The 21,465-nt window shown below is 69.6% G+C and carries 24 protein-coding genes and 1 tRNA gene; 8 read left to right on the plus strand and 17 right to left on the minus strand.

Annotated features, from left to right (window positions below):
* Positions 1 to 1,642: (Fe-S)-binding protein (locus ABD691_RS29470; protein ID WP_344685287.1), on the plus strand; the 1,642-nt coding region annotated here is incomplete at its 5' end.
* A gap of 197 nt (positions 1,643 to 1,839) precedes the next feature.
* Here ABD691_RS29470 and ABD691_RS29475 read toward each other — a convergent pair.
* The 5 genes from ABD691_RS29475 to dcd all read right to left on the minus strand — a co-directional run bounded on the left by ABD691_RS29475 (position 1,840) and on the right by dcd (position 8,320).
* The gene (locus tag ABD691_RS29475; protein ID WP_344685289.1) at positions 1,840 to 2,505 is read right to left on the minus strand and encodes an SWIM zinc finger family protein; all 666 of its coding nucleotides are present in this window, start codon (positions 2,503 to 2,505) and stop codon (positions 1,840 to 1,842) included.
* Positions 2,502 to 4,817: a DEAD/DEAH box helicase gene (locus ABD691_RS29480; RefSeq protein ID WP_344685464.1), complete on the minus strand. Its 2,316-nt coding sequence runs from the start codon at positions 4,815 to 4,817 to the stop codon at positions 2,502 to 2,504. The genes ABD691_RS29475 and ABD691_RS29480 overlap by 4 nt, the downstream gene beginning before the upstream one ends.
* A gap of 59 nt (positions 4,818 to 4,876) precedes the next feature.
* The gene (locus ABD691_RS29485; protein WP_344685291.1) at positions 4,877 to 6,025 is read right to left on the minus strand and encodes an epoxide hydrolase family protein; all 1,149 of its coding nucleotides are present in this window, start codon (positions 6,023 to 6,025) and stop codon (positions 4,877 to 4,879) included.
* A gap of 121 nt (positions 6,026 to 6,146) precedes the next feature.
* Complete coding sequence (locus tag ABD691_RS29490; protein WP_344685292.1) at positions 6,147 to 7,556, minus strand: sugar porter family MFS transporter; 1,410 nt, start codon at positions 7,554 to 7,556, stop codon at positions 6,147 to 6,149.
* A 182-nt stretch (positions 7,557 to 7,738) separates the two neighbouring features.
* Positions 7,739 to 8,320 carry a dCTP deaminase gene (gene dcd, locus ABD691_RS29495; RefSeq protein ID WP_344685293.1) on the minus strand — a complete coding sequence of 194 codons (582 nt, stop codon included), beginning with the start codon at positions 8,318 to 8,320 and terminating at the stop codon, positions 7,739 to 7,741.
* Between the two features lie 78 nt (positions 8,321 to 8,398).
* Between dcd and ABD691_RS29500 the strand changes: the two genes are divergently transcribed.
* From ABD691_RS29500 to ABD691_RS29515, 4 genes are all read left to right on the plus strand, one after another.
* Positions 8,399 to 8,469: transfer RNA gene (locus tag ABD691_RS29500), tRNA-Gly, on the plus strand.
* 163 nt (positions 8,470 to 8,632) lie between these two features.
* Positions 8,633 to 8,884 carry a hypothetical protein gene (locus tag ABD691_RS29505; protein WP_344685295.1) on the plus strand — a complete coding sequence of 84 codons (252 nt, stop codon included), beginning with the start codon at positions 8,633 to 8,635 and terminating at the stop codon, positions 8,882 to 8,884.
* Positions 8,871 to 9,407: an RNA polymerase sigma factor gene (locus tag ABD691_RS29510; protein WP_344685297.1), complete on the plus strand. Its 537-nt coding sequence runs from the start codon at positions 8,871 to 8,873 to the stop codon at positions 9,405 to 9,407. The genes ABD691_RS29505 and ABD691_RS29510 overlap by 14 nt, the downstream gene beginning before the upstream one ends.
* A complete protein-coding gene (locus tag ABD691_RS29515; protein WP_344685299.1) occupies positions 9,404 to 10,144 on the plus strand; it encodes a GGDEF domain-containing protein in 741 nt (246 codons plus the stop codon). The genes ABD691_RS29510 and ABD691_RS29515 overlap by 4 nt, the downstream gene beginning before the upstream one ends.
* Here ABD691_RS29515 and ABD691_RS29520 read toward each other — a convergent pair.
* The gene (locus ABD691_RS29520; protein ID WP_344685301.1) at positions 10,130 to 10,666 is read right to left on the minus strand and encodes a flavoprotein; all 537 of its coding nucleotides are present in this window, start codon (positions 10,664 to 10,666) and stop codon (positions 10,130 to 10,132) included. The genes ABD691_RS29515 and ABD691_RS29520 overlap by 15 nt on opposite strands.
* A 39-nt stretch (positions 10,667 to 10,705) precedes the next feature.
* On the opposite strand from ABD691_RS29520, the gene ABD691_RS29525 reads away from it, so the two are divergent.
* The gene (locus ABD691_RS29525; RefSeq protein ID WP_344685303.1) at positions 10,706 to 11,176 is read left to right on the plus strand and encodes a hypothetical protein; all 471 of its coding nucleotides are present in this window, start codon (positions 10,706 to 10,708) and stop codon (positions 11,174 to 11,176) included.
* A gap of 3 nt (positions 11,177 to 11,179) precedes the next feature.
* Here the strand turns inward: ABD691_RS29525 and ABD691_RS29530 are convergent, their stop codons facing one another.
* The 6 genes from ABD691_RS29530 to sigJ all read right to left on the minus strand — a co-directional run bounded on the left by ABD691_RS29530 (position 11,180) and on the right by sigJ (position 15,217).
* Positions 11,180 to 11,785 carry a YbaB/EbfC family nucleoid-associated protein gene (locus ABD691_RS29530; protein WP_344685306.1) on the minus strand — a complete coding sequence of 202 codons (606 nt, stop codon included), beginning with the start codon at positions 11,783 to 11,785 and terminating at the stop codon, positions 11,180 to 11,182.
* Positions 11,786 to 11,802: 17 nt separating this feature from the next.
* Positions 11,803 to 12,984 (minus strand): hypothetical protein, encoded by a 1,182-nt coding sequence (locus ABD691_RS29535; protein WP_344685308.1) that lies wholly within the window; start codon positions 12,982 to 12,984, stop codon positions 11,803 to 11,805.
* Complete coding sequence (locus ABD691_RS29540) at positions 12,981 to 13,292, minus strand: hypothetical protein (protein WP_344685309.1); 312 nt, start codon at positions 13,290 to 13,292, stop codon at positions 12,981 to 12,983. Before ABD691_RS29540 ends, ABD691_RS29535 begins: the two co-directional genes overlap by 4 nt.
* Before the next feature lie 206 nt (positions 13,293 to 13,498).
* A complete protein-coding gene (locus tag ABD691_RS29545) occupies positions 13,499 to 13,753 on the minus strand; it encodes a hypothetical protein (protein ID WP_344685311.1) in 255 nt (84 codons plus the stop codon).
* A gap of 113 nt (positions 13,754 to 13,866) precedes the next feature.
* Complete coding sequence (locus ABD691_RS29550; protein WP_344685313.1) at positions 13,867 to 14,295, minus strand: carboxymuconolactone decarboxylase family protein; 429 nt, start codon at positions 14,293 to 14,295, stop codon at positions 13,867 to 13,869.
* 43 nt (positions 14,296 to 14,338) lie between these two features.
* A complete protein-coding gene (gene sigJ / locus ABD691_RS29555) occupies positions 14,339 to 15,217 on the minus strand; it encodes an RNA polymerase sigma factor SigJ (protein ID WP_344685465.1) in 879 nt (292 codons plus the stop codon).
* A gap of 588 nt (positions 15,218 to 15,805) precedes the next feature.
* Between sigJ and ABD691_RS29560 the strand changes: the two genes are divergently transcribed.
* Entirely contained in the window at positions 15,806 to 16,255 is a 450-nt protein-coding gene (locus ABD691_RS29560) for an NUDIX hydrolase (RefSeq protein WP_344685466.1), read from the plus strand.
* Here the strand turns inward: ABD691_RS29560 and ABD691_RS29565 are convergent.
* The gene (locus ABD691_RS29565) at positions 16,246 to 16,794 is read right to left on the minus strand and encodes an HD domain-containing protein (protein ID WP_344685315.1); all 549 of its coding nucleotides are present in this window, start codon (positions 16,792 to 16,794) and stop codon (positions 16,246 to 16,248) included. The two genes, ABD691_RS29560 and ABD691_RS29565, sit on opposite strands and share 10 nt — an antisense overlap.
* A 53-nt stretch (positions 16,795 to 16,847) precedes the next feature.
* Positions 16,848 to 17,666, minus strand: coding sequence for a bifunctional allantoicase/(S)-ureidoglycine aminohydrolase (locus ABD691_RS29570; protein ID WP_344685317.1), 819 nt, complete (start codon positions 17,664 to 17,666; stop codon positions 16,848 to 16,850).
* A gap of 349 nt (positions 17,667 to 18,015) precedes the next feature.
* Here ABD691_RS29570 and ABD691_RS29575 point away from each other — a divergent pair, with 349 nt between their 5' ends.
* The gene (locus tag ABD691_RS29575; RefSeq protein ID WP_344685319.1) at positions 18,016 to 19,218 is read left to right on the plus strand and encodes an MFS transporter; all 1,203 of its coding nucleotides are present in this window, start codon (positions 18,016 to 18,018) and stop codon (positions 19,216 to 19,218) included.
* Here ABD691_RS29575 and ABD691_RS29580 read toward each other — a convergent pair.
* From ABD691_RS29580 to ABD691_RS29590, 3 genes are read right to left on the minus strand one after another with little or no spacing between them, the layout of a single operon-like run.
* Entirely contained in the window at positions 19,188 to 20,180 is a 993-nt protein-coding gene (locus ABD691_RS29580; RefSeq protein ID WP_344685321.1) for a GlxA family transcriptional regulator, read from the minus strand. The genes ABD691_RS29575 and ABD691_RS29580 overlap by 31 nt on opposite strands.
* On the minus strand, positions 20,177 to 20,527 hold the full coding sequence (locus ABD691_RS29585) for a VOC family protein (protein WP_344685323.1): 351 nt from the start codon (positions 20,525 to 20,527) through the stop codon (positions 20,177 to 20,179). Before ABD691_RS29585 ends, ABD691_RS29580 begins: the two co-directional genes overlap by 4 nt.
* Before the next feature lie 9 nt (positions 20,528 to 20,536).
* Positions 20,537 to 21,370, minus strand: coding sequence for a hypothetical protein (locus ABD691_RS29590; RefSeq protein WP_344685325.1), 834 nt, complete (start codon positions 21,368 to 21,370; stop codon positions 20,537 to 20,539).
* Positions 21,371 to 21,465 lie beyond the last annotated feature (95 nt).

A 21,465-nucleotide genomic window follows, 5' to 3' on the forward strand; every position in this document is an offset into this window, starting at 1 on the left:
CCCGGTCGGCGCGCTGCTGCCCGCCAGCCCGGCCCTGGTGTCGGTGTTCGCCTTCGTCAAGCTGATGAGCGCCACGGTCTGGCTGATCGTGATCTCCCGGACCATGACGATGGGTATCGCCTGGCACCGGTTCTCGGCGTTTTTCAACATCTACTTCAAGCGCGAGGCTGACGGTGATGTGGCGCTGGGTGCGGTCAAGCCGATGATGTCGGCGGGCAAGCCGCTGGATTTCGAGGAGGCTGACCCGGACACCGATGTGTTCGGTGCGGGCAAGATCGAGGACTTCTCGTGGAAGGGCTGGCTGGACTTCACCACGTGCACGGAGTGCGGCCGGTGCCAGTCGCAGTGCCCGGCGTGGAACACCGCCAAGCCGTTGTCGCCGAAGCTGGTGATCACCTCGCTGCGGGATCACGCCTACGCCAAGGCCCCCTACCTGTTGGCCGGTGGCCGCAAGGACATGGCCGGTGACGAGGTCGGTATCACCGGCGACGGGGCTGAGGAGAAGCTCGCGAAGATCGACGCGCTCGCGCTGGCCGAGGCCGAACGCCCGCTGGTGGGCGGCCCGGACGAGCTGGGTGTGATCGACCCCGAGGTGCTGTGGGCCTGCACCTCCTGCGGTGCGTGCGTGGAGCAGTGCCCGGTCGACATCGAGCACGTCGACCACATCGTGGACATGCGCCGCTACCAGGTGATGATCGAGTCGAACTTCCCCACCGAGCTCGGGGGGATGTTCAAGAACCTGGAGAACAAGGGCAACCCGTGGGGCCAGAACGCCAAGGACCGCCTCGCCTGGACCGAGGACCTGGACTTCGAGGTGCCGGTGTTCGACGGTGAGCTCGCCGACGATGTCGAGTACCTGTTCTGGGTCGGCTGCGCCGGGGCGTTCGAGGACCGGGCGAAGAAGACGACCCGTGCGGTGGCGGAGTTGCTGCACATCGCCGGGGTGAACTACACGGTGCTCGGTCCGGAGGAGACCTGCACCGGTGACCCCGCGCGGCGTGCGGGCAACGAGTTCATCTTCCAGATGCTGGCCCAGCAAAACGTCGAGGTCCTCAACTCGGTGTTCGAGGGCCGTGAGCCGGGCAAGCGCAAGATCGTCGCCACGTGTGCGCACTGCTTCAACTCGCTGGCCAACGAGTACTCGCAGCTGGGCGGGGACTTCGAGGTCGTGCACCACACCCAGCTGCTCAACAAGCTGGTGCGGGAGAAGCGGCTGATCCCGGTGGCGCCGGTGGCCGAGGACGTCACCTACCACGACCCCTGCTACCTGGGCCGGCACAACAAGGTCTACACCCCGCCGCGGGACCTGGTGAACGCCTCCGGCGCCACCTTCCGCGAGATGCCGCGGCACGCCGACCGGTCGATGTGCTGTGGCGCGGGTGGTGCGCGGATGTGGATGGAGGAACGCGTCGGCAAGCGCATCAACCTCGAACGCGTCGACGAAGCCCTCGGGACCGCGCCGTCGAAGATCGCGACCGGCTGCCCGTTCTGCAAGGTCATGCTCACCGACGGCGTGACCGCCCGCCAGAACGAACAGACCGCCTCCGAAAGCATCGAGGTCGTCGACGTCGCCCAACTCCTGCTCAACGCCGTCAAACGCGGCACCAACGACAAGAAGGAACCGGAGACCGCGGAAGCCTGACGCGGATTCCGCTGGAGGGGTGGGCCCGGGCCGGGTCCACCCCTCCAGCGCTTTTCGGGGGCGGGTGAAGGACCGCCGGTACTCGGTCGGCGTGAGGCCCAGGTGCGCCTTGGCCCCCGCCCCGACAGCTACGCGGCCGTGATCGGGCGGTTCCGCGGCTGACGCGAGAAGAAACGCCCGCCCCGTCTCCGCATCGATCAGATGAACCTGTTCAGCAACGCTTCGGACTCCGGCCACCCCTCCAGGAGTGCCCGCGCCCGCTCCGAAGCGGCATCGGCCAGCCGCGTCGGCTCGACAGCAGAAGAGACCCGAAGCCGCTCCAGCAGCTCCCGCCGTCCCTTGCCGCGCATCAGCAGCAGCACGAACGGATCGGCGTCGAGCAGCCAGGACGCCTGGTAGCTGAGCGCGGCGGCGTGCCTGCACGGGTGCTCGAAGTCCGGGCAGTCGCAGTCCGGCTCCAGGTCACCGATGCCCGGCAGCAGCCGGACACCCGCGTCGTCGGCGGAGGCGACCAGCTCCTCGGGCATCTCGCCTTCGAGCAGCGCCGCGATGTGCCCGGAACGGGCCGAAACCCGCTCCAGGAACCGGTCCCATTCCACTTCGGACAGTTCTTCGAGCACCAGCTCGGTGCGGTGCTCGCCCGCCTCCCCGCTGACGGTCGCCGCGATCCGCCCCGGGCTGACCGCGATCGGTCCGACGTGCCCGCCGAACGCGTACCGGCGGCCGTGCACCAGCTGGTCCGGGTCGAGCGCGGTGTCCTCCACCGCCCGCAACCACGCGTTGCCCCACCAGGTCCGGGCGAACCGGCTGCGCCGCCGGGTTCCCTTGGGGAAGGCGGGAAATCCGCGCACCCGATCGTTCATCGCGCACCTCCCGGCCCGACCAGCTCGGCCAGTTCGGCGTCGGAGAGCTCGGTCAGCGCGGCCTCGCCGGAGGCCAGCACGGACTCGGCCAGCGACCGCTTCCGGTGCAGCATCCCGGCGATCCGGTCCTCGACCGTGCCCTCGGTGATCATCCGGTGCACCTGCACCGGCCTGGTCCGGCCGATGCGGTGGGCGCGGTCGGTGGCCTGGTCCTCCACCGCCGGGTTCCACCAGCGGTCGTAGTGCACGACGTGGTCCGCCCTGGTCAGGTTGAGCCCGGTCCCGGCAGCCTTGAGCGACAGCAGGAACACCGGCACCGCGCCTTCCTGGAACTCGCGCACCATCCGCTCCCGCTGCGGCACCGGCGTTCCGCCGTGCAGCAGCCGCGTCGCGATGTCCTGCCCGGCGAGGTGCCGTTCGAGCAGCTTCGCCATCTCGACGTACTGCGTGAACACCAGCACCGATCCGCCTTCGGCCAGGATCGTGCCGAGCAGCTCGTCGAGCAGCTCCAGCTTCCCCGACCGGCCTTCGAGTTCGCCCCCGCCCAGGAAATGCGCCGGGTGGTTGCAGATCTGCTTCAACGAGGTCAGCAACCGGACGACCAGGCCGCGCCGCTGGATGCCCTCGCTCTCCCGGATCTCGGCCATGGTTTCGCGCACCACGGCCGCGTACAGCCCGGCCTGCTCCGGCGTCAGCTGCACCGGCAGGTCGGTCTCGGTCTTCGGTGGCAGTTCCGGCGCGACGCCCGGATCGGACTTGCGGCGACGCAGCAGGAAGGGCCGGACCAGTCGCGAGAACCGTTGCGCCGCACCGGGTTCCTGCTCGATGCGGCGGACCCAGTGACGCCGGAACTCGGCCGCCGTGCCCAGGAGCCCCGGAGTCGTCCAGTCCAAGATGGACCAAAGATCCGCGAGGTCGTTCTCCACCGGTGTTCCGGTGAGCGCGACGCGCGCGCGGCAAGGGATCGCGCGCAGGGCTTTCGCCGTACCGGACCGGTGGTTCTTCACGTGCTGCGCCTCGTCGGCAACCACCATGCCCCACCTGACCCCGGCCAGCGCTTCGGCGTCGACCCGCAACGTTCCGTACGTGGTCAGCACGAATCCCCTGACGTCATCGAGAGATCGCCGCGTGCCGTGGAACCTGCGCACCCCGACGCCGGGCGCGAAGCGCTCGATCTCGCGCTCCCAGTTGCCCAGCAGCGACGCGGGGCAGACGATCAGCGCCGGTCCGCCGCCCCGGTGCAGGTGCACCGCGATGAGCGTGATCGTCTTGCCCAGCCCCATGTCGTCGGCCAGGCAGCCGCCGAGCCCGAGCGAAAGCAGCCGGTCCAGCCACCGCAGCCCGTCGAGCTGGTAGTGCCGCAGGGTGGCGTTCAGCCCCGGCGGTTGCGGGATCTCGGACTCCGCGGTCAGCTGCTTCCGCAGCGCGTCCATCCCGCGGACCTCGACCTCCGCCCCGTCGACCTCGGTGCTCCCCGACACCAGCGCCCCGAGCGCGGGTTCCAGCTCGCGATTCCCCGCCCTGCGGGCGGTTCCTGCATCGACGAGCGCCCACCTGCCGCGCAGCCGTACGATCGGCCGCTGCGCCGAGGCGAGTTCGTCCAGCTCCGCCTCGGACAGCGGCTCGCCGTCGACCGACAGCCCCCACTCGAACCGCATGTCGTCCACAAAGGACCTGCCGGAGGCGTGGACGAACGGGCGGACGTCGCGCACCAGCTCCTTGGGCCAATGCACGTCGACTCCGGCCCCGGCGAGACGGGCCGCCGCGCCGCTGAGCAGGTCCTCGATTTCGTCGTCGTCCAGCGGAAGTGCGTCCGGCACGGCGTCGTCGAGCAGCCGCTCCAGCGGCGGCCACGTCCGCGCCGCGCGGCGGAGCGCGGGCACGACGTCGCCGGGCGGGAGCTCGCGCGCGTCGACGACCCGCGCGGGATCGGCGAGGCTGTGCGCCTGCACGACCGCCCGCGACGGCCCGTCCGGCTCGATCTCCAGCCGCAGCGAGAGCCGCACGTCGTCGCCGACCGGATGTGGCTCGACACCGGCGGAATCCGCGGTGCGGGGCAGCTCGTCGGCGACGGCGTCCAGGAACGCGCGGACGAGCTCGACCGGCTGGTGCGCGGCCAGCCGCCGGACGCACTCGGCGTCCTCCGGGTCCAGCGGTCCGACGCGCCAGGCGTCGAAACCGCCGGTCGCCACGCTCGGCACGATCCGGCCCCGGGCGACCAGCCGCAGCGCCAGCACCGCGACCGCCGCCCAGAACCGCTCCGGAGGAGCGTCGGCCCGCTGCAACAGCGGGACCGCCTCCAGCACCCGCATCCTGGTCCCGTCTTCGAGGACCAGCCTCGAATCGCGCGGCGGTTCCGCCGCCTCGAACCTCACCGGGCAAGACCTCCGAAGAACGCGCGGACGTCGGCGACGTAGAGATCGGGCTGCTCCATCGCGGGGAACGTGCCGCCCCGGTCGTGCTCGGTCCAGCGCACGATGTTGTTGTCCCGCTCGGCGAAACGCCGCACCGGGGCCAGGATGTCCTTCGGGAACACCGCGACCGCGTGCGGCACGGTGCCCTTCTGCAACTGGTCGATCACGCCTTCCTCCGCCGCGTGCTCGGAGGTGTCCGGCGTTTCCACGAACGACCGCGCCGAGGAGTGCGCGGTCCCAGTCAGCCAGTACAGCATCGCGGTGGTGAGGATGCGGTCGCGGTCGACGGCCGCGCGCTCCCAGTCGGTCCATTCCCGGAGCGCGCCGACGATCCACGCGAGCTGGCCGACGGGCGAGTCGGTGAGCGCGTAGGCCAGCGACAGCGGCTTGGTGGACTGGATCAGCTTGTAGCCGTAGAGCTCCTTCATGTACCGGTCCCACGCGCCCATGCGGGCGAAGTCGGTCAGCCCCTCCATCTCGGCCGGATCGCCGGACGGGAAGGTGATCAGGCCGTTGGTGTGCACGCCGACCACGTTCTCGGGCGCCACCAGCGCCAGCTCGCGGGAGATCCACGACGCCCAGTCGCCGCCCTGCGCGGCGTAGCGGTCGTAGCCGAGCCTGCGCATCAGCTCCGCCCACGCCTCGGCGATCCGGCGCGTGCCCCAGCCCAGCTCGCGCGTCGGGCCGGAGAACCCGTAGCCGGGAGGCGCCGGGATGACCAGGTGGAACGCCTGCTCGCCCGCGGGCGGGTCGGTCAGCGGGCCGATGACGTCGAGGAACTCGGCGACCGAGCTGGGCCAGCCGTGCGTGATGACCAGTGGCAGCGCGTCCGGCCGCGGCGAGCGGACGTGCAGGAAGTGCACGCGGGCACCGTCGATCTCGGTGGTGAACTGCGGGTGCTGGTTGAGGCGCGCCTCCTGCGCGCGCCAGTCGTAGCCGGTGCGCCAGTGCTCGGCGAGGTCCCGGAGGTAGCCGACCGGCGCGCCGTGCTCCCAGCCGAGACCGGGGAGCTCGTCCGGCCACCGGACGCGGGCCAGGCGTTCGCGCAGGTCGTCGAGGTCGGCCTGCGGGATGTCGATGCGGAAGGGCTGGATCTCGGTGGTCAAGGCGCTCCCTTTCGTACGGCGTACGGTACCTAATACGTCCGAGGGTGCGGGTTTGTTCCCGAGGTGCGAAAAAAATCGCCCCCGACTTCGAGCCGGGGGCGATTTCGGAGGAAAGGGCTGGTCAGCTGCCCATCTCCTCCAGGGAGCGGCCGTTGGTCTCCTTCAGGTACTTGACCACGAACACCAGCGAGAGCAGCGCGAACACCGCGTACATGAAGTACGTGGCGGGCAGGTTCCAGTCGCGCAGGCTCGGGAAGCTCACGGTCACCAGCCAGTTCGCGACCCAGTTGGTCGCGGTGCCGACGGCCAGCGCGGCGGCGCGGATCCGGGCCGGGAACATCTCGCCCAGCAGCACCCACATCACCACGCCCCACGAGCCGGCGAAGAACAGCACGAACGCGCTCGCCGAGATCAGCGCGACCACGCCCCACTGGTACGGCAGGTGCGCGTCCTCGCCGACGACCTCGGCGAAGCTGAACGCCCAGCCGGTCACGGCCAGCGACACGGCCATGCCCAGCGAACCGATCACCAGCAGCGGCTTGCGGCCGATCTTGTCGACCAGCGCGATGGCGATGAAGGTGCCGACGATGTTGACGATCGAGGTGAACAGGCTCAGCAGCAGCGAGTTGCTCTCATCGATGCCGACCGACTGCCACAGCGACGACGAGTAGTAGAAGATCACGTTGATGCCGACGAACTGCTGCAGCGCGGCGATCGCCATGCCGACCCAGACGATCGGCAGCACGCCGAAGCGGCCCTTGAGGTCGCTGAGCCGGGGCTTGTGCTCGCCGCCCAGCGCGCCGCGGATCTCGGCGATCTTCTCGTCCGGATCGCCGCCCTCGATCTTGGCCAGCACCTCGCGGGCGCGGTCGGCCTTGCCTGCCGCGACCAGGTAGCGCGGCGACTCGGGGATGGCGGAGGCGACGACCAGGTAGATCACCGCGGGAACGGCAGCGGCGCCGAGCATCCACTGCCACGCCTGCAACGGCCCGAGCATCCCGGAGGCGCTGCCGCCGGCAGCGGCGGCGAGGCCGAAGTTCACCAGCTGCGACACGGCGATGCCCAGCACGATCGCGAGCTGTTGCAGCGAAGCGAGCCTGCCGCGGTAGGCCGCGGGCGCGACCTCGGCGATGTAGGCCGGGGCGATCACCGACGCGATGCCGATGGCGACACCGCCGACCACCCGCCACAGCGCCAGGTCCCAGATCGCGAACGGCACCGCGGAACCGACGGCGCTGATGATGAACAGCACGGCGGCGAGCTGCATGACGCGGATGCGGCCGATCCGGTCGGCCAGCCCGCCCGCGATCCCGGCGCCGACGGCGGAACCGAGCAGGGCGGACGAGACGGTCAGCCCGGTCATCGCGGAACCGACCTGGAAGTGGGCCTGGATGGCGTCGACACCGCCGTTGATGACGGAGGTGTCGTAGCCGAAGAGGAACCCGCCGAGGGCCGCCGCCCCGGCGATCATCACCACGTGCCCCAGGTGTTCGGTCGAAGCGCCAGGGGCTCGCGACTGCGATACCGACATCGAGTTCTCCCGGTGCCCGCCCGCCGATCAGCCCCTTTGCGTGATCGTTCCAGTGCGTCGGGCCCCGACACCGTAAGTTCTGAACCCGAACTTGACTTCCACGATTCAGAGTGACCCTGAACACACCGGAGCTGAATCGGACCAGATCGCCTGACCAGTGGCAACGGACCGAGTCGGAGCGACTACCGCCTGGTGTCGGCGCGGACGAAGTTCAGGTACGCGCGCGAAGGGGTCGGGCCCCGCTGGCCCTGGTACCGCGAACCGGCCTCCCGCGAGCCGTAGGGGTGGTCGGCGGGGCTGGAGAGCCGGAACAGGCAGAGTTGCCCGATCTTCATGCCGGGCCACAACGTGATCGGCAGGTTGGCGACGTTGGAGAGTTCGAGCGTGATGTGCCCGGTGAACCCGGGGTCGATGAACCCGGCGGTGGAGTGGGTCAGCAGCCCGAGCCGCCCGAGCGAGGACTTGCCCTCCAGGCGGCCCGCGAGATCGTCCGGCAGGCTGACGAGCTCGAAGGTCGACCCGAGCACGAACTCCCCGGGGTGCAGCACGAAGGGCTCCCCGTCGGGCACCTCCCGCAGCGAGGTCAGCTCGTCCTGCTGCTGCGAGGGATCGATGTGGGTGTACTTGGTGTTGTCGAACACCCGGAAGTAGCGATCCAGCCGCACGTCGATGCTCGACGGCTGGATCATGGCGGCGTCGAAGGGATCCAGCTCCAGACGTCCGTCGGCGAGCTCTTTGCGCAGGTCCCGGTCACTCAGCAACACCGGTCAAGCGTATCGGGCAGCCGGTTACCGATCTTCGACGGCCGCCGTGCTAGGCTGTCACACGCCGCGAGCGGCAGTGCGGATGTAGTTCAATGGTAGAACATCAGCTTCCCAAGCTGAGAACGCGGGTTCGATTCCCGTCATCCGCTCTCTTGGCGAAGGCCCAGGTCAACGACCTGGGCCTTCGTCGTTTCTGGACCGCGCGGGTGGGCATCTGGCCCGAACGCGTGAATCTTGGGCGCCTCCTGTAGACGAAACGGGCTTTCGTCGCGAGTTCCTGTCAGATGGAAGGGACTGGGAGGACGGAGACGGATGATCACCGTTTGGGCACTGGTGGCCGTGCTGGGGTCGGCGTGCGTTGTCCTGTTGCGCGACCTCATCGCTTTGCATCGCAGTCGGCTGCGGCGGGCCAGTCTCGAACGACTTGCGTTCGAGGCGCGTTCCGGCTTCCGGGTTGTTGATCGGGATGCGGACGGGTCCACCACCGAGGTCACCGCGGCGCCGTCGCCCGGGCGCGGGGCGATGGCCGCCGACGAGCCGGAAACAGACCATGTTCGGCCCTGAGGAGCCTGGCGAGCCGTTCGAGGAGTTCTACCTGGCTACCGCCGAGCAGGTTGTTCGCGTGATTACCAGGATGGCTGCGGGCAATTCGCACCTGGGCGAGGAAATCAGCCAGCAAGCCTACGTGGCGATGCTGGAGTGCTGGCCGAAGCGCCGGCATGCTTCCCAGGAGGACAATCGTCGCTATGTAATCGGGATCGCCGCGAAGAAGCTCGCCGACTGGTACCGGCGCCTGCGCGACTGGGATGCCATCGACGACGAGAACGACTGCCCTGCCGTTGATCCTGGATTCGACAAGGTGCTCAACGAACTGTCGGTGTTCAAGGCAGTCCGGGACCTGATCGAACAGCAGCCGGCTCACCGGCGCAGCGTCGGAGTGCTGTACTTCGTCGAAGAGTGGCCGTACCAGGAGATCGCGGAGGCTTTGGCCATCAGCGAATCAACGGTACGAACGCAGATCGAACGACTACGTGGACACCTGAAGCCATTGATCCACCAGCTCTACGGGGGAGGCGAACGATCATGAGCGCTACCGACGATGCCCGTGAGTTGGTGCAGCGGGCCTACGACGCCGACTCCCGTCAGAGCACGTTCGACCCGCACAACGGGCTTGCCGACGTGCTCCGCCGCGCTGGTGTGGTGCGTGGTGCGCAAAGAGCAGCACAACACTCCGCGCAAGAGCGCACGGCAACTGAGCACGTTCGCCGCGGCGGCACGGCCGGAGTGGTTGCGGTGGGTAGGTATTCCGTTGCTGGGACGGCGGTCCTCGAAGAGCCGGGCACCGTCACAGCGGCGAACATCGCCGATTGGCCCCGCACGGACCTGCTCGACCCGCTTACCCAGCTGCCTGGCCGCGATCTGCTGCTGGACCGGCTCGAACAGTCACTGACCCGCTCCCGAACCCGCGGCACGCTGACCACGCTGGTGCTGCTCGACGTGCATCAGCTCTCCGCCTTCAACACCGAGCACGGCTTCGAGCGCGGCGACGAGCTGCTCACCACACTCGCCGGTCGGCTGTGTGAAGGGATGAGCGACAGCTACACCGTTTTCCGGTACGGCGGGGACGAGTTCGCCGTGGTCGCGGAGCACCCGGGCGGCACCGGTGAAGAGATCGCCGAGCAAGCCCGGGAGGTCACGAGCTGGCCGATGCGCGTCGGTCGCAAGCGGGTCCGCCCCGGCCTCCGTGTCTCATGGGTCACCACGAACGGGCGTGCCTCGGTCGACTCCGTACTCGCCCGCGCGGAGCAGCTACTCCATAACTGACGCGACGGCGTCGAGGATCTTCGTCCACGGGAGGTCCCGGTCCGCTTCCGTCCCCGGGGCCGGAAGCGGGTCGTCGGCCAACACCAACACGCCGGCGCTGCGGAGGGCGTCGACGTGGGAGGTCCACGCGGGGTGGCCGGCGTGGGCGGTGTTGATCTTCGGGACGACGATCACCGGGACAGTGCGGGCTCCGATGACTTCGCAGGCCGCTGTCAGGGCCTGGTTGTCGGCGAGGCCGAGGGCGAGTTTGGCGACTGTGTTCGCCGTTGCGGGGCAGACGAGGTAGCAGTCGATCGGTGGGTGCGGCTTGTCCTCCGTCGGCAGGCGCGGCGTGGTTCGGCAGGGCAGGCCCGTCACGTCCTCGATGCGCTGGAGTTCTCCGTTGGCCTGCAACCAGGTTCCGGCCGTCGGCGTCAGCGTGACCGCGACCTGCCAGCCTCGGGCTATCGCGGGTTCGATCAGCGCTGGGCGGATCTTCTCCACGCCGTCGGCCGCCGAGCCGATCAGGCCCAAAGTGCCCATCGGTTCCCCAATCCTTCGACTTTCCGACATGATCGGACCATGACTGCGTCGCGCGTCATCATCGCTTCCAGCCTGCTGTTCGCCGCTACCGCGTGCGGCGAGCAGGCGGCCGAGGTTCCCGAAGCGCCGTGCCCGGAAGCTCAGGTCGAGAGTTCCTCCGCCCCGCGCGGCGATATGCCGCCCAACCACGCCGACAATCGCGCGTACCTCGAGACACGCAAGCTCAGCGTGGACGAGCGGTGCAAGGGCGAGGCTGAAGCCGGGAAGATCCGGACTGCCGTCGAACAGCTCCGCGTGGACGGGCGGCTCGGGGCGGCTGACGTTCGGAACGCCTTGGCAGGGCTCGGATATCAGGCGGTCGACGTTTCCGAGATGACCGCGGGCACGAACTTCGTCGTCGACTTGCTGCCGATTTGCCTGGAAGGTTCGGTGACCACGACGGCGACTGAGGTCGAGGCGCACGGCGTCTACATGGAAGGCGGGTGCGCCCGGCCTTCCGGCGGTCATTGAGGCTCACCAGGTCGTTTTGCGGTCCAGCCAGGTTTCCGGCGGCCCGTCCTCGTCCGGCTGGCTCGGGGCGGGCGGCGGTTCCGGCTGGTCGACCGGCGTGCTTTGGCGCCAGTCCTCGGAAATCGGGGCCGGTTTCCACTCCGCCCCGGCCGGTTGCCAATCCGACGGCGCGGGTTTCCAGTCCGACGCCGGTTCCGGCGATGGCTCGGGCTGCAGCGGGACGCTGACGTTCCGCACCGACGGCGGCCGGGGCAGGTCCTCGGGCACCTCGCGGATCACGCCCTCGTTCTGCAGGTTGGCGTAGGTTTCCCGGATCTGGCTGCGGGCGTTGGCAACCGCGCGCTGTGCCACCACGATGATCGCGTCCGACAGGTCCTCCGGCTTCGCCGTCCGGACCCGGGGCGAGAGCTCCAACCCGACCAGCATGCCGGACTGGTCCACGGTCGCGCGGATCAGTCCGTCCGCCGACGCCGCCGTTCCCTCGACCGCGGCGATCTGGCTGTTCGCCCACTCCAGCGCCTGCCTGCGGCGGTTCCCCTGCTCGATCGCGTGGTCGGCCTGGGCACCGGTCTCCGCCATGAGCCGTTCCAGGTCATCGTCGGCGTCCACCGGTGCCCCTCCCGTCGTCACTGCTCCTTGTAAGCGTCCCCGTCGTCCTTCGGCTTCCCGTGGTTGTCCGGGTCCTTGATCTCGTGGTCGCTTCGCCTGTCCCCCTGCGGCTTCGGCTCGTCGACCAGCTTGCCCCGGTCCACCCGCTGCCGTTCCGCCGGGCCGTGGTCCTCGTGATGGAACTCATCCGGGTCGAAGGAGTCCCCTCTGACGATGTTCGACCTCGGCGGGCGGACCTTGACCAGGTTGTCGCCCGTGACGCTCGCGGTGACCGCGTGGAACGCCTTCTTCACCCGGTGCGCGTTCTTCTCTGCCTCCTCGACGATCCGGTCGCCGGCCTCGGTCATGTCCGCGATCGCCTTGCCCGGCAGGTCCGGCTCTCCGCCGACGCGCAGGATCTGGTCGCCCAAAGCACCCGAACCGACCGCCGCGCCGACCGCCACCCAGGCGGCCGTCGCACCGCCGCCTGTCCCCACCGTCGCCGCCACGCCGACGAACGCCGCCGTGGTGTTCATGACCATGGAGGCCGCGTTCATCTTCAGCCGCGGATTGCCCGCCTCGCCCTTCTCGACCTGATCGTTGGTCGTCTTGATCAGTTCGAGGATGTCCTTCTTGAAGCCGTGCACCGCCTTCTTGTAGTGGACGAAGGAACGCCACAGCGCGGCCACCCGGTCCTGGCACATCGCCAGCGCCTTCTCCAGGTCGACCCGGTGGTCGTAGAAGGCGAGGTAGGCCTGCCCCCGCCACTGCTCCAGGCGGGCGTCCAGCTTCTTGAAGTGGTCCGCCGACGAGTCGCCCAGGCTGATCCGGGCGTTTCCGTTCTCCTGCATCATGGTTTCGGGGAGCGGGTCGCCGATGGTCGCCTTGGACAGGTCCTCGATGACGTCGTCGGTGTGCCCGAGGTCGCCGGACAGGAACTTGTCCGTGAACAGGTCGACCAGCTTCTGGTCGACCTTGTTCCACTCCGCCATCAACCGGTCGGTCGGCATCTCCAGCGGGTGGTGCGCGGGGTAGCCGACCTGCGGCGGGTTCTTCTTGGGCGACCCGCCGGGCGGAGCGGGCCCGAGGTCCTCGGCGTCCAGGTTCTTGCTGGTGCGGATGTATTCGAGCCCGTGCTCGCTCCACTTCAGGCGCAGGGCGTGGAGGCTTTTCTCCATGTGCTGCTGCCACGCCTGCTGCTTGGCGCTCGGCCCGATCATCGCGTCAACCCTTCCGCGGAGGCCTGGTCGACCGACTCGTACCGGTCGGCGATCTCGTGCAGCGCCCTGATGTCCAGGTCGATGTTCTGGATGTTGTCCATCAGCACGCGGAGCAGGTATTCCTTCGCGTCCTGGTAGTACTCGTGGGCGTCCATGAAGATCTCGCCGCCGCCGGTGAAGGCGTCCATCTTCTCCGACGTCTTCGCGATCTGCTGGATGGCCTTCTCCAGGTCCTGGATCATCGCGCCCATGTGCTCCTTGGACGCTTTGCGCAAGTCGTCGGGCCCGGTGCTGAAGCCTTCTCCCATGCCCGCCTCCCCAGTGTTGTCGTCGTCCTTGGTCAGGGATACCAGGATCAGACGGGGGATGCCCTGAACGGGTTCCAGCTTCGAAGGGCCGGCCTAGCCCCTGAAAGGGCGGCGGGAGGGGCTGGCCCGCCGCCCTTCGACCGGTCGTCATGGGGGGAGGGGGAATGGACGACCGGCCGGGTCCAGGACCTACCGGTGCGCGCGGGTCACGCCTCGACCTCGCACGTCGGTTCCGGTTCGGCGTACGCGCGGCGAAGGGCTTCGTACTCGAACTGCCTGCCCGCCTGGGTCAACCGGCTGGCGAAGACGGCCGCGTGCTGCGCGGCCTCAGCGGACGGCCCGGCGGTGAACATCACGCTCGCCGACGGGTCGTGGATGGCCAGCATCGGTGTTCCCGTGGCGTGGATCAGGCATTCCGCGTGGGTCTTCTCGTCGGGCTGCACCGTGACGAAGATCGGCATCGTTGCGCTCACTCCCTTCCCGATCGATCGCTTGCTGCAACCTTCAACAGAATGCGCGGACATCAACACCACACGGGCCGGACATCTTCAGGCCTCCCCCGGCATTCACCCGGTCAGCGGCGCGGCGGCTTCATCCGCATGGGCGCCCCGATCCGGTTCAGCGCGTTGATGTGGGCGACCTGGACCGCGAGGTAGCCGATCTCCTCCTCGGAGAGCTCCTCGCGCAGGGCTTCCCACCGCTCGTCGTCGAGGTGACCGCGGGTCACCGCCTCGGCGTAGTCCAGCGCCGCCCGCTCCTGGGCGTTGAACAGCTCGGACTCCTGCCACACCGGCAGCTCGGTGAGCCGCTCCTCGGTGATCCCGATCCGCTGCGCCTCGCGGCTGTGCAGGGTCACGCAGAAGACGCACCCGTTGATCTGCGAAACCCTGATCTTGACCAGCTCGCGGATCGTGGCCGACAGCGGGCCGTGCCCGAGGGCGGTTTCGGCGGACCGCAGCGCCTTGTACGGCCCCGGAGCGGCTTCGGCAACGTTCAAACGCATTTCGACTCCCTTGCGTGGTTGTTCGCCAGGGAGACGACTGGGCTCAGCCGAACGTGACCGCCCGCAGGTGACCGAGTTTCTCCGGGTTCATCACCCGCCGGTACTCCCGGATCCGCCCGCCGTCGATCACCAGGGTGTCCACCGAGAACACCTGGCCGTCCTGGACGCAGACCAGCGCCGGTTCACCGCCGATGTCGGCGAGCACCATGCGGTCGGGCCGCCACCGGCCCTGCCCGACCCGCACCATGACCTCGGCGACGCGCTGACCACCGAGGATGGGCACCTGCGCGGCGGTGACCCGCCCGCCGCCGTCGGTGACGTAGCGGACGTCGGGGTGCAGCAGCTCGATCAGCGCGGCGAGATCCCCGTTCAGGTAAGCGCCGCGGAAGGTCAGCAGCAGACGTTCCCGCTCGCTGCGGGGCGCGTCGGGAGTGCTGTCACGGGCCCGGGCGATGCGCGACCGCGCCCGCGACGCCGCCTTCCGCGCGGTGGGCACCGAAACGTCGAGCACCTCGGCGATCTCGTCGAAGGAGAAGGAGAACACGTCGTGCAGGACGAACGCGACCCGCTCCGGCGGCGACAACGTCTCCATGACCAGCAACATCGCCGTGGAAACCGACTCGTCGACGAGCACCTGCTGCGCGGCGTCCGGCCCGGTCACCAACGGCTCGGGGAGCCAGGGGCCGACGTAGTCCTCCCGCTGCACCCGCGCGGACTTGAGGACGTCGTAGCTGCGCCGCGCGGCGATGGTCACCAGCCAGGCCCGCAGGTCCTCGACCCCGCTCACGTCCGCGGCGGCTGCCCGCAGCCACACGTCCTGGACGACGTCCTCGGCCTCGGCGACGCTGCCGAGCAGCCGGTAGGCCGCCCCGAACACGGCGGGCCGGTGCCGGCTCCACTCGGCCTCCAGCCGGTCCGCCACGTCGCTCAACCCCCTGTCTCGGCCCTTGCACGATACGTCGTCGATCTTGGGGCTTCGGGGCTGGTCGGCGCTAGCGCGTTTGGCGGTGGGGTTGGTCTGGAGTGGGCGGCGGGCGCGCGTCGGGGAATTCTGGCCGCACCCGGCGTCGGCGGAGCCGGTGCATTCGCCGCCTGTTGCGGGAACTGTCGATGAGCCGCGTGCTGAGCGGCTTCGGCGGACTGCCCGGCCGTGAACATCACGCTCGCTGCCGGATCATGCACCGCGAGCATCGGTGTTCCCGTGGCGTGGATAAGACATTCCGCGTTGGTCTTCTCGTCGGGCTGCACCGTGACGAAGATCGGCATCGTTGCACTTACTTCCTCCGGCGGGCCCGGCAGGTCGCGGAGGCAGTCGGTGTCGATCCGAAGACCGTGGAACGGTGTCACGCAGGGGCGCGCCTTACCCGCGCCACCGCCACGCCGTGGCCGACATGCTCCAGGAGCAGGAGACCTACCTCTGGCCGGAGGTTGGTTCGTCGCGAATCGCCGCGAGGACCGAGTGCGAGTTCGTCCAGGTCTATCCGCACCGGAACTCGATTCCGGTGGCAGTCTGGGACCGGCTGATCGGGATGGCGGGAGCGTCGCGGTCGCGGTCAGCGCGTTCGTGCAGGACCCGGACGGGCGGATTTTGATGATCCGCCGGTCCGACAACGATCTCCACTCGATCCCGGGTGGGCAGCTCGAACTCGGCGAGACGTTGACGCAGACCGCCGTCCGGGAGGTGCACGAGGAAACCGGGATCGACATCGAGGTCACCGGCCTGATCGGCCTCTACGCCAACCCGCGGCACGTCATCGCGTACGACGACGGGGAGGTCCGGCAGGAGTTCTCGATCTGCTTCCGCGCCCGGCCGAACGGCGGATTTCCCCGCACGAGCAGCGAATCCAGGGAAGTCCGGTGGGCAGAGCCGGATCAGCTCGACGAGCTGAACATCCATCCCTCGATCCGGCTGCGGCTCCGGCACGCGTTGGAGGAGCGGGAGGAACCCTTCTACAGCTGACCTGTTCTCATCCGTGCCTCGGTCCGTTCCACCGCTGCCGAACGCGCTTCCATCGACAGGTCGAGCGCCAAGGTCACCGGATCATCCGGCCCGTAGCGCTGGCGGACTTCCGCCATGCGCTCGGGGAAAGTCATCACCCGGCCATCGGGCCCGACAGTCATGTCGGCCCACCACAGCGCATCGCGCAGCGGACTGCGCTCGTCTTCGAACTCCGCGAACTCCGTTGCCAAACCCCAAAGCTGCGCATCGATCTGCGCTGCGGAGTGGTGCGCGACGAGGTGCACCAAGCGCTCGGGTGCCCCGGCGGCCCGAAGGAAGCGGGCGCCGTCGAGCGGGTGGAAGCCCGTCTCCGCCAGGGCGGGGGCGTAGCCGATGTCGTGCAGCGCGGCGGCGGCGGTCAGCACATCGGCCTCGGCGCCGAACAGCGGCGCCAGCCGCTGGGCCTGGGCTGTGACGCCCTGGACGTGGGCCCACCTGCGGGGCAGCGGGGCCGCCAGGTGTTCGCGGGCGAGTTCGCGTGCCCAGGTCGCCAGGTCCACCCGCTCACCGTAGAAGACGCGGCCCGGCGGACGGCTCCGCCGGGCCGATGACGTCAGGTCAGCTTGATCTGGCGGTTGACGTCCTTGTAGAGCAGGTAGCGGAACTTGCCCGGGCCGCCCGCGTAGCAGGCCTGCGGGCAGAAGGCTCGCAGCCACATGAAGTCGCCCGCCTCGACCTCGACCCAGTCGTCGTTGAGGCGGTAGACCGCCTTGCCCTCCAGGACGTACAGGCCGTGTTCCATCACGTGGGTTTCCGCGAACGGGATGACCGCGCCCGGTTCGAAGGTGACGATGTTGACGTGCATGTCGTGGGCCATGTCGTTCGGGTCCACGAAGCGGGTCGTCGCCCAGGCGCCGTTGGTGTCGGGCATCGGCGTCGGCTCGATGTCCTGCTCCTGCACCGCGAACGCCTTCGGGGTGTGGCCCTCCAGCGGCTCGTACGCCTTGCGAACCCACTGGAAGGTGGCCACGCCGTCGGAGGCGTTGGCGACCGACCAGGACGCGCCCGCCGGCAGGTAGGCGTAGCCGCCCGCGGTAAGCGAGTGCTTCTCTCCCTCGATGACCACGTCCAGGTCACCGGTGAGCAGGAACAGCACCGACTCGACGCCGCTCTCCGGCTCCGGTTTCGTGCTGCCGCCCCCGGGCGAGACCTCGACGATGTACTGCGCGAACGTGGTGGCGAACCCGGCGATGGGCTTGGCGAGGATCCACGCGCGGGTGCTCTCCCACCCGGGCAGGTTGCTCGTGACGATGTCGCGGAGCACCCCGCGAGGGATGACGGTGTACGCCTCCTTCACGATGGCCCGGTCGGTCAGCAGCGTGGACTGCGACGGAAGGCCGCCTTCCGGGGCGTAATACGTCGGCTCGCTCAAAGTTGCTACTCCTTCTCGATCGACGTTCACACGCTGCGTGCAGTGCGTGCCGGGTGCGCCGCGCGCGGAGCGATGTATACGTTCACAGAGTAAGCCTCCGTGGGCCCGGAGTCAGCCCGCCAAGTCGGCTACTGATCCGTCACGCACCGGAAACAGGCATTTGACCTGCTGTTTTGCTATGCGGAGACGCAGGGGCGAGGACGGAAGACCGAAGGTGCGCTGCACCAGGGAGTTGAACGTCGCGCCCATTCCTTGGGAAACTGAGCGGCAACCGCATTGGCCCGAATGTTGCGTTTGTTGTCCATCGGGCCACTCGTGGTGCTCGCCCCGGTCCCGCAGGCTCGGGCCCATGGATCAGAAATCCGCCTGGCCGGTGGTCGTGGCCGCCGGGCTCGCGATCATCGTCGCGGGCGCGCTCACCACCGTTTCCGGACTGTTCGTGACGCCCCTGCACCACGAGTTCGGCTGGTCGCACGGGGAAATCGGCGTCGCCGTGTCGGTGAACATGGTGCTGTACGGGCTGACCGCGCCGTTCTCCGCCGCGCTGATGGACCGCTTCGGCGTCCGGAACGTCGCCGCCGCCGCGCTGGTGCTGGTCGCCGCGGGCTCCGCTCTGACGACAGTGCTGACCGCCGCGTGGCAGCTGGTGCTGTTCTGGGGACTGCTGGTCGGGCTCGGCACCGGCTCGCTCGCCGCACCGTTCGCCGCCGTCGTGGCCTCGCGCTGGTTCGTCGCGAGGTGCGGCCTGGTCACCGGTCTGCTGACCGCGGCGAGCGTGTTCGGGCAGTTCGTGTTCCTGCCCGTGCTCTCCTGGATCGTCGAGCTGTTCCAGTGGCGGGCCGGGCTCGTGACGGTGGCGCTCGCCGCCGCCTGCGCGATCCCGCTGGTCTGGCTGCTCCTGCGCGCTCCCTCCGGCAGCCGCCCGTCGAAGCCCGCCGGGCGGGCGGTGCGGGTGCTGGTGCGGGCGGCCGGGACCGGACCGTTCTGGCTGCTCGCCGCCGCGTTCGCGATCTGCGGGGCCTCGACGAACGGGATCATGTGGAGCCACTTCGTCCCCGCCGCGAGCCACCACGGCATGCCCGGCACGATCGCGTCGTCGCTGCTGGCGCTGGTCGGGATCTTCAACCTCGTCGGCACGGTCGGTTCCGGCTGGCTCACCGACCGGTTCGACGCGCGGTGGCTGCTCGCGGGCTGCTTCGCGCTGCGCGCGGTCGCGCTGGTGTGCCTGCCCGCGCTGATGGACGCGACGGTCCGGCCGTCGATGGTGGTCTTCGTCGTGGCGTTCGGGGTGCTTGACGTGGCGACCGTGCCACCGGTGATCGCGCTGGCCAACCGCTTCTACGGCGAGGACGCGGCGATCGTCTTCGGCTGGGTCGGTGCCGCGCACCAGCTCGGCGCGGGGGCGATGGCGTTGCTGGGCGGCGTGATCCGGGACGTGTCCGGCGAGTACGACCTGGTGTGGATCGGGGCCGGTGCGCTGTGCGTGGTGGCCGCCGTGGTGGCTCGGGCGATCCGGATCGCTCAGGAGGTGCCGCGGAAGGTGCTGCGGTAGGCGGTCGGCGTGACGCCGAGGGCGGTCTGGAGGTGCTGGCGCAGCGAGACCGTGTTGCCGAAACCGGCTTCCTCCGCGACCCGGTCCACCGGCAGGTCGGTGTCCTCCAGCAGCTGCCGGGCCCGTTCGACGCGCTGCTGGATCAGCCACTGCCCCGGCGAGATCCCCACCTCGTCGCGGAACCGGCGGGTGAAGGTCCGGGTGCTCATCGACTCCTGGCCCGCCAGGTCGCGCAGGCTCAGCTGCCGGTGGAGGTTCTTCAGCGCCCACGTGCGGGCGCACGCGGTGGACGAGGATTCCGGCTCGGGGACCGGGGTTCTGATGAACTGCGCCTGCCCGCCCTCCCGGTGCGGCGGCACGACCACCGACCGCGCGACCTCGTTGGCGATCGCGGCACCGTGGTCGCTGCGGATCATGTGCAGGCACAGGTCGATCCCCGCCGCTTCGCCCGCCGAGGTCAGCACGTCGCCCTCGTCGGTGTAGAGGACGTCGGGTTCGAGGCGGACGGTCGGGAAGAGCCTGCGGAAGTCCGCCGCGGACTTCCAGTGCGTGGTCGCCCGCCGGCCGTCGAGCAACCCGGCGGCGGCGAGCACGAACGCTCCGGTGCAGATCGACGCGATGCGGGTGCCCGGCCGGATCCGCGCGAGGGCGTCGGCCAGCGGTTGCGGGAGCGTGCCGTCGATCTCGGTGGCGTCCAGCGCGTGCGTGGCCGGGATGACCACCGTGTCCGCCGAGGCCAGAGCTTCCGGCCCGTGCCCGACGACGATCGGGAAGTCCGCGTCGGTGCGCACCTCGCCGGGTGCGCACGCGCAGGTGGTGACCTCGTACAGCGGCGCGCCGTCGGAGGTGCACGCGTTCCGGAACAGCTGGTGCACCAGCCCGAGCTCCATCGGCATCACGCCGTCGCGGACCAGCACGGCGACCCGGTGCGGCTCCGCCGTCGTCCTGGCCCGGTTCTTCATCGCGCGCCCAGGTAGACGGTGTTGCCGTCCGGGTCTGCGACCGCCGCGACCCGCTCGCCCCATGGCATGTCCTGCGGTTCCTGGCGCACCGGCACGCCCGCATCGCGCAGCTGCTCGACCGCCGCGTCGACGTCGTCGGTGTAGAACCACATCGCGAAGTTGCCGGGCACCGCGTCAGGATCGCGCCCCAGCCCGAGCTTGACCTCGCCGAGCGAGAGCGAGACGAAATCCGCGGGCCCGTCTCCGGGGAACCGGTACTGCTCCCGGAATCCGAGCACGTCGACGTAGAACCGGATCGCCCGCGGCAGATCCGGTGTCGACACGATGGGAAAACCTTCCCGGAACACGACCCGAGGTTACGCGCGGCGCATCCGGTAGTGCAGGCGCAGAACCGGGATCCGGCCGAGCCGCAGCGAGTGGTCCGCGCGCACGTCGCCGTCTTCGTCGACGTAGAGGTGGAAGTGCTCGGCGACGGGGATGCGCCGGACCACGAACGTGCCGCGCGGGCGCGCGAGCAGCAGGTAGGCGCCGTGGCTGCCGAACGGTCCGATCGGCGAGTGCAGGTGCAGTCCGCCGTTGTCGGCTTCCGGGCGCAGCAGCACCGGCAGCGAACCGAAGGGCAGCGGGAAGATCACGCGGACGCTCGGCTGGTCGCTGCCGGGCAGGGTGGCCGTGCCGTAGAAGCCGCTATAGATGGTGCGGCCCGTCTTGCGCATGGTGCGCAGCCACGCGGCTCCGGCGACCCGGTCGTCCGCGTCGTGGATCTGGACGACCGCGCTGTCCATTCCGAACGAAGCGTCCAGCGGGTGCATCGGCAGGCTGAGCTGCTGGAGCCGGTTGCTCCACAACGCCGTGAGCAGCACGCCGAACGGCCAGGCGACCGGGGACCACTGCGACCACAGGTCGATCTGCCAGCGCGGGGTGCGCTCGTAGAAGTCGGCGATCCTGGGATCGACCTCGCCCGGGTCGAACTCCGGTCCGGCCAGCGCGCCGAAGTCGGGCAGCAGGCCGTGGTCGGGCCCGGTGCTGGTGCGCCCGGACAGCTCGGCCGCGGTTCGCTCCACCCACTCGTCCCCGACGACGTCCGGGTGACCGGTCGGACCAGCCAGCCACGGGACGTGATCGGCCCGGACCCGGCGGCCGGTCGCGATCATCCAGCCGTGCGTGACCCGGTCGAGCGGATGCGTCATGCCGAGAGCTTCCCAGAGCCGGGCAACCTCCAGTCCCCCGATCACGTCTTCCGGGGTGAAGACGATGTGCACATCGGTCTCCGGAACCGGAACAA

Source organism: Saccharopolyspora taberi (assembly GCF_039534165.1).
GTDB lineage: Bacteria > Actinomycetota > Actinomycetes > Mycobacteriales > Pseudonocardiaceae > Saccharopolyspora_D > Saccharopolyspora_D taberi.

Bases quoted from the DNA above. Each gene is read 5' to 3' on its own strand.
- ABD691_RS29475 (WP_344685289.1), bottom strand. From the start codon at position 2,505: ATGAACGATCGGGTGCGCGGATTTCCCGCCTTCCCCAAGGGAACCCGG.
- ABD691_RS29480 (WP_344685464.1), bottom strand. From the start codon at position 4,817: ATGCGGGTGCTGGAGGCGGTCCCGCTGTTGCAGCGGGCCGACGCTCCT.
- ABD691_RS29490 (WP_344685292.1), bottom strand. From the start codon at position 7,556: ATGTCGGTATCGCAGTCGCGAGCCCCTGGCGCTTCGACCGAACACCTG.
- ABD691_RS29505 (WP_344685295.1), top strand. From the start codon at position 8,633: ATGATCACCGTTTGGGCACTGGTGGCCGTGCTGGGGTCGGCGTGCGTT.
- ABD691_RS29510 (WP_344685297.1), top strand. From the start codon at position 8,871: ATGTTCGGCCCTGAGGAGCCTGGCGAGCCGTTCGAGGAGTTCTACCTG.
- ABD691_RS29515 (WP_344685299.1), top strand. From the start codon at position 9,404: ATGAGCGCTACCGACGATGCCCGTGAGTTGGTGCAGCGGGCCTACGAC.
- ABD691_RS29520 (WP_344685301.1), bottom strand. From the start codon at position 10,666: ATGGGCACTTTGGGCCTGATCGGCTCGGCGGCCGACGGCGTGGAGAAG.
- ABD691_RS29525 (WP_344685303.1), top strand. From the start codon at position 10,706: ATGACTGCGTCGCGCGTCATCATCGCTTCCAGCCTGCTGTTCGCCGCT.
- ABD691_RS29535 (WP_344685308.1), bottom strand. From the start codon at position 12,984: ATGATCGGGCCGAGCGCCAAGCAGCAGGCGTGGCAGCAGCACATGGAG.
- ABD691_RS29540 (WP_344685309.1), bottom strand. From the start codon at position 13,292: ATGGGAGAAGGCTTCAGCACCGGGCCCGACGACTTGCGCAAAGCGTCC.
- ABD691_RS29545 (WP_344685311.1), bottom strand. From the start codon at position 13,753: ATGCCGATCTTCGTCACGGTGCAGCCCGACGAGAAGACCCACGCGGAA.
- ABD691_RS29550 (WP_344685313.1), bottom strand. From the start codon at position 14,295: ATGCGTTTGAACGTTGCCGAAGCCGCTCCGGGGCCGTACAAGGCGCTG.
- ABD691_RS29575 (WP_344685319.1), top strand. From the start codon at position 18,016: ATGGATCAGAAATCCGCCTGGCCGGTGGTCGTGGCCGCCGGGCTCGCG.
- ABD691_RS29580 (WP_344685321.1), bottom strand. From the start codon at position 20,180: ATGAAGAACCGGGCCAGGACGACGGCGGAGCCGCACCGGGTCGCCGTG.
- ABD691_RS29590 (WP_344685325.1), bottom strand. From the start codon at position 21,370: ATGACGCATCCGCTCGACCGGGTCACGCACGGCTGGATGATCGCGACC.